The 12,273-nt window shown below is 67.7% G+C and carries 14 protein-coding genes; 2 read left to right on the top strand and 12 right to left on the bottom strand.

The window, feature by feature from the left end:
• Positions 1–5: 5 nt before the first annotated feature.
• The 8 genes from OHA25_RS60215 to OHA25_RS60180 form a co-directional block, all read right to left on the bottom strand.
• The gene (locus tag OHA25_RS60215; protein WP_327591322.1) at positions 6–236 is read right to left on the bottom strand and encodes a hypothetical protein; all 231 of its coding nucleotides are present in this window, start codon (positions 234–236) and stop codon (positions 6–8) included.
• Between the two features lie 14 nt (positions 237–250).
• Positions 251–1,123, bottom strand: a complete 873-nt coding sequence (locus tag OHA25_RS60210; RefSeq protein ID WP_327591321.1) for a type II secretion system F family protein — start codon at positions 1,121–1,123, stop codon at positions 251–253.
• Between the two features lie 5 nt (positions 1,124–1,128).
• Positions 1,129–2,028, bottom strand: a complete 900-nt coding sequence (locus tag OHA25_RS60205) for a type II secretion system F family protein (protein ID WP_327591320.1) — start codon at positions 2,026–2,028, stop codon at positions 1,129–1,131.
• Positions 2,025–3,446: a CpaF family protein gene (locus OHA25_RS60200; RefSeq protein WP_327591319.1), complete on the bottom strand. Its 1,422-nt coding sequence runs from the start codon at positions 3,444–3,446 to the stop codon at positions 2,025–2,027. The genes OHA25_RS60205 and OHA25_RS60200 overlap by 4 nt, the downstream gene beginning before the upstream one ends.
• Positions 3,447–3,478: 32 nt before the next feature.
• Positions 3,479–4,264: a hypothetical protein gene (locus OHA25_RS60195; protein WP_327591318.1), complete on the bottom strand. Its 786-nt coding sequence runs from the start codon at positions 4,262–4,264 to the stop codon at positions 3,479–3,481.
• Positions 4,265–4,954, bottom strand: a complete 690-nt coding sequence (locus tag OHA25_RS60190; protein ID WP_327591317.1) for an SAF domain-containing protein — start codon at positions 4,952–4,954, stop codon at positions 4,265–4,267.
• 5 nt (positions 4,955–4,959) lie between these two features.
• The gene (locus OHA25_RS60185) at positions 4,960–5,472 is read right to left on the bottom strand and encodes a hypothetical protein (RefSeq protein ID WP_327591316.1); all 513 of its coding nucleotides are present in this window, start codon (positions 5,470–5,472) and stop codon (positions 4,960–4,962) included.
• 236 nt (positions 5,473–5,708) lie between these two features.
• Positions 5,709–6,302 (bottom strand): hypothetical protein, encoded by a 594-nt coding sequence (locus OHA25_RS60180; RefSeq protein ID WP_327591315.1) that lies wholly within the window; start codon positions 6,300–6,302, stop codon positions 5,709–5,711.
• A gap of 528 nt (positions 6,303–6,830) precedes the next feature.
• Between OHA25_RS60180 and OHA25_RS60175 the strand changes: the two genes are divergently transcribed.
• Complete coding sequence (locus OHA25_RS60175; protein ID WP_327591314.1) at positions 6,831–7,685, top strand: hypothetical protein; 855 nt, start codon at positions 6,831–6,833, stop codon at positions 7,683–7,685.
• Positions 7,686–7,718: 33 nt separating this feature from the next.
• On the opposite strand, the gene OHA25_RS60170 is transcribed toward OHA25_RS60175, so the two are convergent.
• Together OHA25_RS60170 and OHA25_RS60165 are read right to left on the bottom strand one after the other, a co-directional pair.
• Positions 7,719–7,952 (bottom strand): hypothetical protein, encoded by a 234-nt coding sequence (locus tag OHA25_RS60170; RefSeq protein WP_327591313.1) that lies wholly within the window; start codon positions 7,950–7,952, stop codon positions 7,719–7,721.
• 318 nt (positions 7,953–8,270) lie between these two features.
• The gene (locus OHA25_RS60165; protein ID WP_327591312.1) at positions 8,271–8,480 is read right to left on the bottom strand and encodes a hypothetical protein; all 210 of its coding nucleotides are present in this window, start codon (positions 8,478–8,480) and stop codon (positions 8,271–8,273) included.
• A gap of 287 nt (positions 8,481–8,767) precedes the next feature.
• On the opposite strand from OHA25_RS60165, the gene OHA25_RS60160 reads away from it, so the two are divergent.
• Complete coding sequence (locus OHA25_RS60160) at positions 8,768–9,751, top strand: hypothetical protein (RefSeq protein WP_327591311.1); 984 nt, start codon at positions 8,768–8,770, stop codon at positions 9,749–9,751.
• Positions 9,752–10,142: 391 nt separating this feature from the next.
• Here OHA25_RS60160 and OHA25_RS60155 read toward each other — a convergent pair whose 3' ends face one another.
• Both OHA25_RS60155 and OHA25_RS60150 read right to left on the bottom strand, forming a co-directional pair.
• A complete protein-coding gene (locus OHA25_RS60155) occupies positions 10,143–10,661 on the bottom strand; it encodes a hypothetical protein (RefSeq protein ID WP_327591310.1) in 519 nt (172 codons plus the stop codon).
• Between the two features lie 173 nt (positions 10,662–10,834).
• Positions 10,835–12,103, bottom strand: coding sequence for a helix-turn-helix domain-containing protein (locus tag OHA25_RS60150; RefSeq protein WP_327591309.1), 1,269 nt, complete (start codon positions 12,101–12,103; stop codon positions 10,835–10,837).
• Positions 12,104–12,273: the final 170 nt, after the last annotated feature.

Below are 12,273 nucleotides of genomic sequence, written 5' to 3'. Positions count from 1 at the left end.
ACCACCTACTTAAGGCCCTGCAGTTTGGCGTCAATAAAGGTGGCCAGGAGCGCGGCGGCTCCGGTGGCGGCGGTGATGATGACCGCGATCCAAATGACCTTGTCGAGGGACTCCGACCCCCGTTCGCCGTTCGCCGCCACTTCGCAGCGAACCTTCTCGATATGGGCACTCATCTGATGGGAGAGGGCGACCCAGCATCGCAGGGCGCCCTGGCGGCAGCGGGTGATGCGCAGCATGACAGTTCTCCTGATCACGGTTGGACGATGGCGGCCATGACGGGGAAGCCGAGCAGAAGCAGGTAGCCGGCCCCAAGGACGGCCAGCGGCATGACCATCGCGGTGGTGGCTCTGTTGGCCGCCGCCTTGGTGTCGGCCAGCGCGGCTGCCCGCATCGCGTCGGCGCGAGCGGTGAGAGTGTTCAAGACCTTGGCGCCCTCGGCACCGGCCAGCTCGGTGATATCGGCAAGATCGGTGAGTTCGGGGACGCCGGCCTGCTCGCCTAGCCGCGCCAATCCGGCCCAGGGCGGCACCCCCGCTTGCCGTGCGGCATCGAGGACGGCGGCGATCCGCTGGAACACCCAGCCGCGTGCCACGTGAGCGGACAGCTCCAACGCCTCGCCTGGACCGGCACCTGCAGCGCGGGCCAGCACGACCAGATCCAGGAAGCTCGTCAGCGCCTGGCGAAACTCGCGACGACGGCGGGCAGCATCTTCCCTGACCGCCCAGTCAGGCGCCAGGCTCAAGACTGCTCCCAGCAGGAGTCCCACCCCCACGGGCAGCGGCCAGCCCACCGCGATGCCGGCCACCGTGAGCACCACCGACAGCAAGCTGGGCAGCGCCAGGCCAAGCAGCAGGCAGGCTAGCCGTTCGAGCATGAACCGCTCGACCGATTGACCAAGCAGGTCGAGGTCGCGATGCGGGATCGGTAGGCGGCCAGGCCGAGCGAGGAACGCGACCAGCCACGCGCCGACCCGGCCGCCCGCGGCTGTGCCCGAGGTCATGGCCGCGTCGCCGTCAAGGCGGGCGAGCGCGGCGCGCAGGTCTGGGGGTGTGCTGGTCAGCGGTGAGATGAGGAGGAATGCGCCGAGCCCGACAAGCGCGCCGCTGACAGCGGCCCAGGCCATGGGGTTCATCTGCGTCCGTCCCGCCGCTCGGAATGGTCGGTCTCGTCGGTGAGGAAGCGATGCTCGACTCGGACCCTGCCCAGGCGGGCCATCCACCACAGGCCGGCAGCGAAGACGCCGGAGACAGCGGCCAGGACGAGCTGGCCGACGGTGGTGGAGTAGATGCTGAAGTATTGGCGCTGTAGCAGGGTGAGCCATGCGGTCGACCCGATCACGATGATGGCGATCCAGCGCATCGCGGCCCGGTGCTTGGCCCGCTCTGCCTCGGCTTCTCGCCGCGCGGCCACGCCCCGTGCCACATTGTCGGCGGCGGCGGTGAGCACCGCGTGCAGGCCAGGACCGCGCACATCGGCGGCCAGCAGGAGCGCGCCGACCACCGCGTCAGCCACCGGATCGTCCAGGTCGTCGGCGAACAGGCGCAGGGCCTCGCCCGTGGGAAGACGCGCCACTGCCAGGCGAGTGGCCAGTAGCCGCACGGGCTCTTCCAGCGGGGCAGGGCAACTGCGGATCGAGTAGTGCAGCGCCTGCTCCAGGCCGCGGCTGGCGCCCAGGGTGTCGGCCATCTTCCGGGTCCACTGCTCCAGTGCCTCCAACTGGGCGATACGCGCCTCGGCGGGCCGACCAGACAGCAAGCGCGGCAAGATGGCGGTGGCTGCGGCTGCAGCCACCCCTGCCACCACCCATCGGGATAACGCGAAGACGAGCAATCCCGCCGCCAGCGCGACCAGTACCCGACGGCGCAGGCGTGGCTGCGCGGCCGACGTCTTCAGACGGACCCACCTCGAGGGCGGTGCGTGGGACACGGCGGTAGCCATCGGGCGGCCCCGTACTCCCGCCGCCAGGCAGACCAGCCCTGCCATGAATGCCGAGCCGGCGGCCATGCTCACCAGCATCGCGGGGCTCACCACACACCTCCCGTGCCAGCTCGGTGACCGTTGAGGGGACGCCGCGGCATTCTCATCGCTGCGGGGTCGAAACCGGCCGCGACCAGGTCGTCTTCGCATTGCGGCCGCACCGTGGTAGGCACGGCCCGGCCGTCTGGCCCGGGCCGGAAGATGTAGTTGCGGCCCGGGACGGGAGCGTCGGCGGGCGGCAGTACCTCGATCACCTCGCTGATGTAACGGTGGTTGGTGGCCGCGTCGCGGCTCAGGTGCACGACGAAGTCGACGGCCATGCCGACCATCATGTGAAGGTCAGACGCCTGCAGGTCTAGGCCTCCGGAGCGACTCAGGATGAGAAGGCGGGGGAAGACCTCTTCGGCGCTGTTGGCGTGCAAGGTACACAGACTGCCCTCGTGCCCACTGTTCATTGCCGCCAACATCGGCCAGGCCTCATCTGCGCGCACTTCTCCCACGATGATCCTCTTGGGGTTGTGCCGGAGGGTCTGGGGAATCAGCTGGTGGAGGGTTATCTCCCCAACACCTTCGGAGTTGGCCGCGCGGGCCTCGAAGGCGATGACGTTGTGGTGGAGCCCGTTGGTGTGCAAAAAGAGCTCTCGATCCGTTTCCAGGGTGGCGATCCGCTCGTCGGGATCGATCTCCGCGGCCAGGGCCCGCAGGAGGGTGGTCTTGCCGGCGCCGGTTCCGCCGGACACGATGATGTCCTTGCGGGCGCGCACGGCCGCACGGAGGAACGCCTCGAGGGCCGGATCCACGGTGCCGACCTTCACTAGGTCGGCGAGCGTGACGTTGACGTGCCGGTGGACGCGCACGCTGACGCACGGATAGGGCGTGACGGACATGGAGGCCGACAGCCGGACGTGTTCTCCCAAGGCGGCGTTCATCAGCGGGTGGGAGAAGCTGAACTCGCGAGGGTTGGACGCCTTGTAGGCACTCCAGCGTTGGATCTTGCCGATGAGTTCGTCGTTGGAGGCCGCCACGGCGGGGCCTTGTTCGGTGCGGCCGTCGCGGTAGCTGATCCACACCCGATCGGCGCCGTTGATGTCGATGTTCTCCACGGCGGGATCGTCCACGTATCGGGTCAGCGGTCCCAGGCCGAAAAGCTCCTCGTACACGGCGCGGGCCAGCCGGGCTTGAGTGGCCGCGCTGAGGGTGCGTCCACTCCTCATCTGATGCTGGGCCCAGGCGGTCACCTGCGCGCGAACGAGATCCATCCCGGAGTCGGCGTCCACGTTAGGGGCAGCCTGCAAGGCGTCGGTAACCAGCGGCATGATGCTGGCCACCGCCGTGCTGAAGGCCGCGGTGTCCAGGTCTCCGCCGGGGCTGTGCCGAAGGTGCTGGCGGTCCGAGTCGAGCGCCGCGGTGCTAGACCGGCTGGGCGGAGGTGGTCCGGTCCAGGCCGCGATGTTGTCTGGTGGCCACATCTGGTGACGAGTTGAGTGTTGATCGTGGTCGCTCACCGGCGGCCTCCGTGTGCTGGATCGGCCGCGAGACTGGCCCCGGCCGAGTTCCGTATGGTTTGCGCGAGTGTGGCGGCGGCGCGTATCAGGCTGGACGTGCGGGCCCGGCGGGGCCTGCCAACGCCGTCGGACAGCAGCTGTGCGGTACGGGGATCCCAGGGGATGTGGGCCAGCACGGGAAGATTCCACAGGGCTTGGCTAACGTCATGCGGCGTGTACGGGCCGACGCCGATCACGCACAGCCTGATCGGGAGAGCCGGCCCCGGGCCGCTGCCGCAGCCGAGGCCTTCCAGACGCGGTTTCAGCGCGGCCACCTGCCGCAGCGTGGGCCGTAGCACGGCCACCAGAAGTCCGGCCATGTCCAGCAGCGCATAGGGCGTCTCCCGGTCACCGAAGTGGCCCAGGTCGACGAGCACGTCAGCGTGGCGGCCCGCTGCCGTCAGTAGAGCGTCACCAAGCAGCGGCCAGACCTCATCCAGTTGCGCGGCCTGCCGCGGGTCGCGCAATCCCGGCAGCAGCCGCCAATGGCGGGCACTGGGCAGGGTGAGAAGGTAGGGCAGGATCGCCTCTGGGGAGGGGTCGTGCGCCAGCGCTAGTCCCGCCTCCAACAGTCCCCCGCTGACGTGGTCGCGGTGCTCGGCCAGGTAGCCGGCGGCGAGGGCCCCGCCGCGGGGGTCACATTCGGCCATGATGACCTGGCCGGGCCAGGCGAGACTGGCCGCGAGCGCGGTCGTGGTCGTGCCTGGAGCTCCCCCAGGTGAGACCAGAGCGATCATGGTCATTCACGTCCCCCGTGGTGTCACGTTGAGGGCGATGTGGCCTCCGGCGGCGGCGACCGCCAGACGAGGGCCGTCGTCCTCACGAACAACGAGGTCAATCACCATGAAGCCGTCGGTGTTTGGACCAGCCACTTGGGATACCACGGCGGGGATGCTGCGCGGTGCCGCGCCATTGGCGCCAGAGGGTTGTTGCTCTTCGGCCGGGGTGAGCACCACCACGACTTGGTCCCCCGGGCGCAGGCCGCGTGCGGGAACCTGGCTCGGTTTGACCGCCAGCGCGACCAGATGCTGGCCTGCCGTCGGCGATTGAGCGGTGGTGACAGCCGTGGGCGGCAGGAGCGTCCCGGCCGCCAGGTCGACCGCCGCCACCTTGCCGACGACCTGGCCCATCTGGTTTCCGGGCATATGCGCGACGGTGTCGTCGGCAGCGAGCATCGCGGTGGTGAGGTCTTGCTCGGTGAACATCTGGCCAACGGGGACGTCCCGTGCCATTACGATCACCGGCGTCCTGTCGGTCAGGGTGGTCACCAGGTACAGCGCGCCCAGCCCGCCAAGAACGATCAGCAGTACCGCCAGTGCCAGCAGCCCGCGCCGGCGTTGCCGGGGTAGCGGGGGCAGTGGCGAAGAGCGCCTGATGCCGGCCGGCGCAGGGTCGTCAATGGTGGGCCGTGAGGGGGAGGTCGTGGATGCCATCACCGTCACCTGCTCCTTTGCGGTTGGGTTAGTGCTTGGCCCTCGGCGATTCGCAGGGCGAAGGCGGTGGTCCGTGTGACCGGAGGCAGCGCGCCGCCCGTGCCGTCGCTGGCGACCCAGGTCGCGGTCCACTGCACGCTGACGGCAGTGCGGTAGGCCGCCCCGGGTTGGTGTGCCGAGGACGTGGTGTAGAGATGGCTGCACCGGGTGTCCTGCTGGTCTGGGCCCTTTGCAGGGTCATATGGGGTTCCGGGCCCCTGGCATGAGTGCGCGGGCCCATCCCCCGGGGTGATGGTCAACGTTGTGGGTATGGCGGTGACCTCCGCTGATACTCCGGCCACGGTGACGCGGCTACGTTGCGGCACCCACTGCGTCTGGTCCACCCAGAAGTAGTGGCGCAGTCCGACTGTGCCGTCGGGTTGCTGGGGCGTCGAGCCGCGAGGCGGCGCCGTGCGCACCGCGGGGAGGGGAAGGTTGAGTTGGCGCAGCGCCTGCTGGGCGACTGCCTCCGGGTTCACCGCTTCCCGGACTATGGGTTGCTGGTCTGGGGCTGGTGGTCCAGTCGTGGTGATCCCTTGCTGCCCGGAGGGCCGGGAGCTGGGGCGCGCGGTTTGGCCGGGCGTTCCCGGTGTCTCCCCGTCCACCCTGCAGCCAATGAGGAATCCGGCCGCATGGCGCCCAGCACGACATGGGTCGGCCACAGCCGACGGCCCGGTTGTGCTGGCGCTCGCCCCTAGGAGGATCACACCTCCGATCAGGATGGCGAGACGGTGCATGGGCGCTCCAGCACGATCACCTGGTAGATCCGCCAACGCCGGTCAGTTCCTTGGGCGAGGTCGGCCTGCACGTGGGCGCGAGGTTCCCCACGTGAGCCTGACACGGCGCGCCCGCTGGCGGCGTCGGTGACGATGACACCGGTCGTGTCTTGGCAATCCGTCACGCGAGCCGTGCCGCCCTTGACCGTGACGTCGATGACGTTGGTTTTCACCGCTCCAGTCACGACCTGCCCCTTTTCGTGTTGGCGTTGCAGGCCGTCGAGGACGTGCTTCAGAAACTCGGGGGTGGTGTACGGGCGCAGCATCTTCCGGGCTTGTGCCAGCGGCACTTGGGACGATCGCATGCCGATCTTCCAGTACGCCTCGTACGCCTCGATGATCGCGGCCTGTTGCCCGGGCGTGGTCGACGGTGGTGGCTCAGGTGATCGGGACGGGACCGTCAGGGTAGCGCCTTGAGACGGAAGCACGACGCGGTCGTTTGAGGCGCAACCGACCAGTACGGTCGTGATCAAAATGGTCCCGATGAACCACCGCGCATGCGCACCAAATGTGGGCTTGCTGAAGGAATTCATCGCCGCTGTCTGACTCCTCACCAATTGATGGACTGCACGAACGCGGACTACGCATTCCGCCTCTGGCCGTCCTTCATGTCACAGCCGGTGTTGCGCTGGGTGTGACCGGTCGACCGCGTGCTGGATCAAGGAGCCGACACGCAGTTGAGTTGTCAGGGCAGGCGAGAGTTGGTCTGCGCACGTGTGTCCGCGTGTACTTACGTGCCTTCCTTCAGAGGCCGGGTTTTCCGAAGGCGGCGGGTGGTCGAGCTCAGCCGTGTGACTGATCGGTTATACGGAGTCTCTTTTCGCGGAGTTCGGATCCACTCCGGGATATACCGACTTGTTATCGAGGTACGCCCGATATGCGGAGATTCGCACTGTGTGAGCGGAATTCACTGTGACAAGCGCTAACGGAAACGCCGCGACAGAAAACCCGTGTATCGGCCGCTCACGTCGGCGTGTCAGCAGCAACGGAAAGCTGATCGGCTGCGATGTTGGTACGGCAGGTCATGCAGCCCTTCGTCTTGATCGTGCAGGAGCGCAGCGATGGTGGATCTCGGTTTCGTCGGCCCCAGCCGCCCGGCTCAGGACTACCGCTTCGTCAAGGTGACCGACGGCGACACCCCGACGATCGAGATGTCCATCCGGATGGTGTCCATCGACACCCCGGAGAGCAAAGTCGGCGGCAGCCCGCCTACCGCCCAGGCCACGCTCGACCGGGCCAAGGAACGCCTGCAAGACGGCACCTACGACGCCCTGCCGGAGGACCTGCGCGAGTACCTCATCGCGCGCATCTCGCCGGACGCCGCGCAGCGGCACCTGAGCGCCGGCAAGTTGGCCGCCGAAGCGCACACGAGCATGGTGACCACCCGGCTGAAGCGGCCGGACGGCTCCCAGCGCCGGATGGCGGTCATCGCCACCGGCGAACTGGTGGAGAAGAACGGCCGGCTCCTGGCGTACACCGCGCCGTGGTTCTCTGGCTCGGCTTCCGACCCGCTGCCGGCGCGTGACCACCCCGACCGGCGCACCTTCAACCTCGACATGGTGGCGCTCGGCTGGGCCGCCACCTTCGTGATCTACCCGTCGATCCCCCGCCCCGCCGACCTGAACCTGCTGATTCAGGAGGCGGAGACGGCCTGGCAGGAGCAGCGCGGCGCGTGGGCGCAGTTCGGCTCCGACCTGCTGCTCGGCTACGAGTACCGGGCCTGCATCAAGCTCGGCGTCCGCGACCTGGACAATCCCGCGGACGCGATCGCAGCTGCCTACCAGCGGGTGTGCGTGGACCTACGCACCCTGACCGAGGTCGGCCTGTTCGGCTATCACCAGGTGCCGCCATCCCAGCGGCTGTGGATCTGGGCCACTGACCTGGAACAAGCCCGCAAGGACCTGTCCCTCACCTGATCCGCGTCGTAGTGCTCGCGGACGATCCCCAGCTCAGCCCGGTGCCTGCGACGCCGGGAATACCGCCTCTTCCTGGACCCTCGCTACAACAAAAGTGACGGGAAGCTTCTGGACGGAGGCAACCGTGGCCGCTTCCCGGGCATCCGAAAGAGCATCGTCCAGGTTGTGGGCGCTGTAGGTGTAGGTGCCATGAACGGACAGGCGGCCATTGCTGTGGTTGAACTCCATCACGACGAACTCGGTTGAGGAGAGAGGGCCGTCGACCATGAGGATCTCCTTCGGCTGGAGGAAGGTCTTCAGGGTAAGCCGCTGTTCTGTCCGTTCTCAGTGAAGCCCGTCCAAGTAGAAGTTGCTGACCTGGGCGGGCCTGGTTGGTTGAGACGCGGACAGCGGGCAATTCTCAGTCGAGCTGGCCGGAATCGCTGTTCTCTCATGGCCGTCTCAGCGAATCTGGCCCGAATGGCGAGATGATCAGGCGGTTTCGTTGTAGTTGTCGAGGTTGCGACGCCATGCGGCTGGGTCGGCGGTGCGGCGGTCTTCGGTCCAGCGGCGGCGCCGATGATCGGTCCGGACGCAGAGCGGTTCTCAACGGGGCCTGCGGAAGAACGATCCGAGCAGGTCGCGCAGCACGTGACGGGCATCGGTCCGGGTCGCGGGATCGCCGGCGAACAGGGCTCTCCCAACGGCCAGGCCCACGAAGGACAGCACCACGGCCATGAACACGATGAGCGCCACTCCGGCGATGCTCCACGCCGGCCCGGCCCCCGCCAGCAGCTCCACCAAGATCCCAGTCATCTACCGCGTCTCCTCAATGCGCACGTCCGCTGCCGGGGCGTCGGTGCGCGGGTGATCTGACGCCCGTCCGCGCTTCCCCGGGACGGCTCTTCGACTGAGCCGCTGCCTCCACGATGAGACCGCGCCGGACAGGCTTGTTGATCTTTGGCGGAAGTCGTCCTGTATTGGTCCTGGACCCGCATCGCGGCCCGGCCCGGTGCGTTCGTCCAAGACGCCCGCGGGCGAATCGCTGTACCGCTACCGTGGCTGGTTGGCGGAACTTGGCAGTTATTGGCGAGGGTTGGGACATGCGCAGAGCGATCGACCTGCCGGGCGAGGACGTCCTGCCGCCTGGAGCGCTGCGGACGATGACCGCGGCTCTGCATGAGGTGTATGTCGGGGCCGGGCGACCAGGTACTGGCCGGATCTCCACGACCATCAACAATGGCGACCTTGCCGACTACCCGGCCACGATCAGTGATGAACGGGTCCGCCAGCTGCTGCGCGGCGAAGGAGGGATGCCCGAGTGGCTGCGCTACCTCTCCGTTGTCCGCTACCTCGTCGATCACCACACGCCCGCACTCGACCGAGCCGAACAGGAGCTGCGGTTCAAGCGGCTCTATGACGCGGCCTTCGCCGAAGCCCAGGCCACGCCTTCAGCCGATCTGGCTCTCAGCCCGGCATCCGCTCAACCACACGACGCCCAACGCGTCCAGGAGGCGCCCGCTCCCGTCGCAGGCCCCCCGCACAGCCCGGCCGCCAGCGGGCTCGAACTGCTCAAGGACAGCCTGCGCGCCCACGGCGGCCTGCCTCTGTACGTCGCTGAGGAAGCCGCCAGAGGCCTGTGCACGGAGCTCCAGGACGCCGCCCGCGCGATCATCGATGACGTCGAGCTGCCGGCGGATGTCCTGGTTGAGGTGAAGTTCATGGACGGCAAGCCAGACACCACCTACGGCGGCCGCCCCTACCAGCCACTCCGTACCCACCAGCTCGGGCTCACGCTGATGTTGTCGATGAACCAGCCCTTCACCGTCCGGTCCGTAGCCGGGATGCTCCCCGGCATCGCCACCCACCGCGACAACGACCAGTCCTTCATCGTCGTCGACCCGACTCACCCGGACGTGGAACCGCTCTACCTCCACGTCACCGATCTGCACCCCGAACCCACCGACGATGCCAGGCAACGCATCCGCGCCTGGGTCAGCGGGCAGGTGGACCTGCTGTTCACCGCCGCCGCCACCAACTACAACGCGGCCCGCGACGCTCTCGGCTACCGCGATTCCGCGCCCTGACCTCACGCTCCCCACGCCGCCCGCGCGTCGGGAAGCTGCAGGCGGCGGCCACCGCGGTCAATGTCGCTGTTTCTGCCGCGCTCTTGTCGTGCTGGCTTGGCAGCTGAGTGATGGACTGGTGGGCGTTATGAAGGCCGTTGCCCGGCCCCGAGGACTCGGGGCCGGGCAACGGGCCTGTGCGTGATGTTGTGTGGTGGTGCGCGATTTCTGGGTGGGTGTGCTTGGCGGGGGTGGTCACATCGAGCCGATGACGAGGTTCTTGCGGGCGGCTTCGACGAATCTGGTGGCCGCTGTCGGGGTGCGTCTTGAAGAAGTGCGAAGTCGGGACCAGCGGCGGATGAGACGGCCGTCCGGTACAGCACGCAGGAGGTCTGTAGCCCCCCGCATCGGGCTACCCGCCGATATCGTTTGTCCTGCAGATGCGAGCCCAGGATTCGACCTTCTCCTGTTTGTGCTCGCCTTCACCCGCCCACTCGAATACCGCTCTGAAGAACACCTGGGTGGGGGCCGCGCACAATCCATACCCAGAAACAGCGGTGTCTCCACCCGCGAATGGACCATCCGGGTCAGTGGTCACCACAGTCTGGCTGGTGTTGATGCTGGTCCAGCTCGTTGACAATATGTTAATGAGATAGGTGTAGTCATCTGGCACGTCCAGCATGCCAGCGTGGACACGGTATCTCTTGTTGGGAATGTCCCAATGCAGGTGGACGCACCGGCGTATTTTCGTCCCGACACACTTCCCGTTTATCTCAATGTCGTCCTCGGCATGCGCGGGTGAACCTGTCGCGACGAAGAGAGCTGTAAACAGCCCCACCAGGGCGGCCCATCTGAGCATGGCGGGGCCTACCGGCGTAAGCGCTGCGACGCCCGCAGCCGCCCTGAGAAGCTTCTTGGTCAGAGTTCCCATGTGATACTCGCCTCCCGGCGACCGTCGATCTATCAGCTGTTCCTACAGGGCTGGCCCGTGGACGCGTGCGCGCATATGCCCGGCCCCGAGGAGAGCCACCACCAGAGCGAACTCTTCACGAAGGGCGGCCTGTTGTCTTGAACGAATGCGAAGTAACACACCACGCCGGGCGGTCATGCTGCGGGCAGCGTGGGGGTTCCGGTGTGCCGTGCCGCCGCGTGCGACACCTCATGAGCCGCCGATGTGGCGGCCGCGGTGCGGGCGTTCACCCGGAAGCGATCAGGCGTCAGGCCGGTGATGGCTTTGAACTCTCGGGTCAGGTGCGCCTGATCGCTGAAGCCGCAGGCCCCGGCGACCAATGCCGGCGCCAGGTCCTCCATGAGCAGGAGCGCGGCGCGCCGGAACCGGACCACCCGCGCCAAAGCCTTCGGCGACAGGCCGATCTGCTCCTGGAAGCGGTACTCCAGTTGACGCGGGCTCCAGCCGGCTTCTTCGGCCAGTTTCGCTATGGGGATGCCGCCGCCGGTGCGGATCACTTCGGTGTGGGCCCATTGCACGCGCGGTGACCATGCGCCGCCCCTGGCCAGCCACATCGACAGCACATCATCCAGCAGCCGGAACCGCTGCTCCCAGCCGGGCAACGCGGCCAGGGCGGCGGCGAGCTGGTGTACCCGGTCCCCCAGCAGGTCCTCCGGCTTCACCATGGCTCCGGCGAGCTCATACATATCAACGCCGAATATCGCGAACGCAGCCCAAGGCGCCAGGACCACGATGACGCAATGCGCGCCGCCGCTGGGCTCCACGATCCAGGACGACCGTGTGGTCGGTCCCGAGACGTAGGACGTGAGCGGCGTCCCGCCGACGCGGTCTGTCAGGCCGCGGCGCAGCAATTGCTGCTCGGCGTCGAGCCCGAGCAGAAGCGTCACCGCGCCACCCGGGAATCCCTGCCAAGGCTGCGTCAGGCCCTGGTCCATCCGTATGCCCCGATAGGCGAGCACTCCGGGCCGCAATCGTGGATGCGGCAGGGTGAGCGCCGACTCCCATGTTTCGGCCGGGCAGGAGGAATACCGTATGCGCATGCGGCCGCCTCCCAGGCGACGTTTTCGGCATGTTCCGGCACTTACCCCATCAGCATCGCAGGCCGCGCGATCGTTTACACCGGACAACCCAAGATCCCGATCAAGACCCTCGGCATCGGCTTTCATGACGCCCACCAGTCCATCAACCAGCTGCCGAGTCAGCACGACAAGAGCGCGGCAGAAACAGCGACGTTTACCGTGGCACGTCACACCATGGCCTACACCGCCAACCAGATCACCACGATGGCCCAGCACATCCGCGGCTGCCAGATCTGCGGCGCCAACGACCCGGATATCGTCGCCGACACCTACGCCGAGGACCTCCCGCCCGAGGAACTGGAGGGCTACATCGCCAGCGCTCACCGGTTGGCGATGCGGTTAGGCGGTGCCCCGCCGGGTTATTCGCGGGGCGGCCCCTTGTCAACGACGGGGGCCCGCCCTCACCGACGTGGCAGCCGCCAACGAGCGCGCCGAACGGGGCCCACGCCGAGCTTGCCGGCGCCCGTGAGCAGGCCCCGTGCCGAGCTGGCCGC

The organism is Nonomuraea sp. NBC_00507 (assembly GCF_036013525.1).
In the GTDB taxonomy this organism is placed as follows: Bacteria; Actinomycetota; Actinomycetes; order Streptosporangiales; family Streptosporangiaceae; genus Nonomuraea.
The sequence above is the reverse complement of the archived record's forward strand: the minus strand, read 5'-3'. Positions and strand labels throughout refer to the sequence as shown.

Excerpts from the sequence above, each read along its gene's own strand:
- OHA25_RS60215 (WP_327591322.1), bottom strand. The coding sequence starts at position 236 with ATGCTGCGCATCACCCGCTGCCGCCAGGGCGCCCTGCGATGCTGGGTC.
- OHA25_RS60210 (WP_327591321.1), bottom strand. The coding sequence starts at position 1,123 with ATGGCCTGGGCCGCTGTCAGCGGCGCGCTTGTCGGGCTCGGCGCATTC.
- OHA25_RS60200 (WP_327591319.1), bottom strand. The coding sequence starts at position 3,446 with ATGTGGCCACCAGACAACATCGCGGCCTGGACCGGACCACCTCCGCCC.
- OHA25_RS60195 (WP_327591318.1), bottom strand. The coding sequence starts at position 4,264 with ATGACCATGATCGCTCTGGTCTCACCTGGGGGAGCTCCAGGCACGACC.
- OHA25_RS60190 (WP_327591317.1), bottom strand. The coding sequence starts at position 4,954 with ATGGCATCCACGACCTCCCCCTCACGGCCCACCATTGACGACCCTGCG.
- OHA25_RS60180 (WP_327591315.1), bottom strand. The coding sequence starts at position 6,302 with ATGAATTCCTTCAGCAAGCCCACATTTGGTGCGCATGCGCGGTGGTTC.
- OHA25_RS60175 (WP_327591314.1), top strand. The coding sequence starts at position 6,831 with ATGGTGGATCTCGGTTTCGTCGGCCCCAGCCGCCCGGCTCAGGACTAC.
- OHA25_RS60170 (WP_327591313.1), bottom strand. The coding sequence starts at position 7,952 with ATGGTCGACGGCCCTCTCTCCTCAACCGAGTTCGTCGTGATGGAGTTC.
- OHA25_RS60165 (WP_327591312.1), bottom strand. The coding sequence starts at position 8,480 with ATGACTGGGATCTTGGTGGAGCTGCTGGCGGGGGCCGGGCCGGCGTGG.
- OHA25_RS60160 (WP_327591311.1), top strand. The coding sequence starts at position 8,768 with ATGCGCAGAGCGATCGACCTGCCGGGCGAGGACGTCCTGCCGCCTGGA.
- OHA25_RS60155 (WP_327591310.1), bottom strand. The coding sequence starts at position 10,661 with ATGGGAACTCTGACCAAGAAGCTTCTCAGGGCGGCTGCGGGCGTCGCA.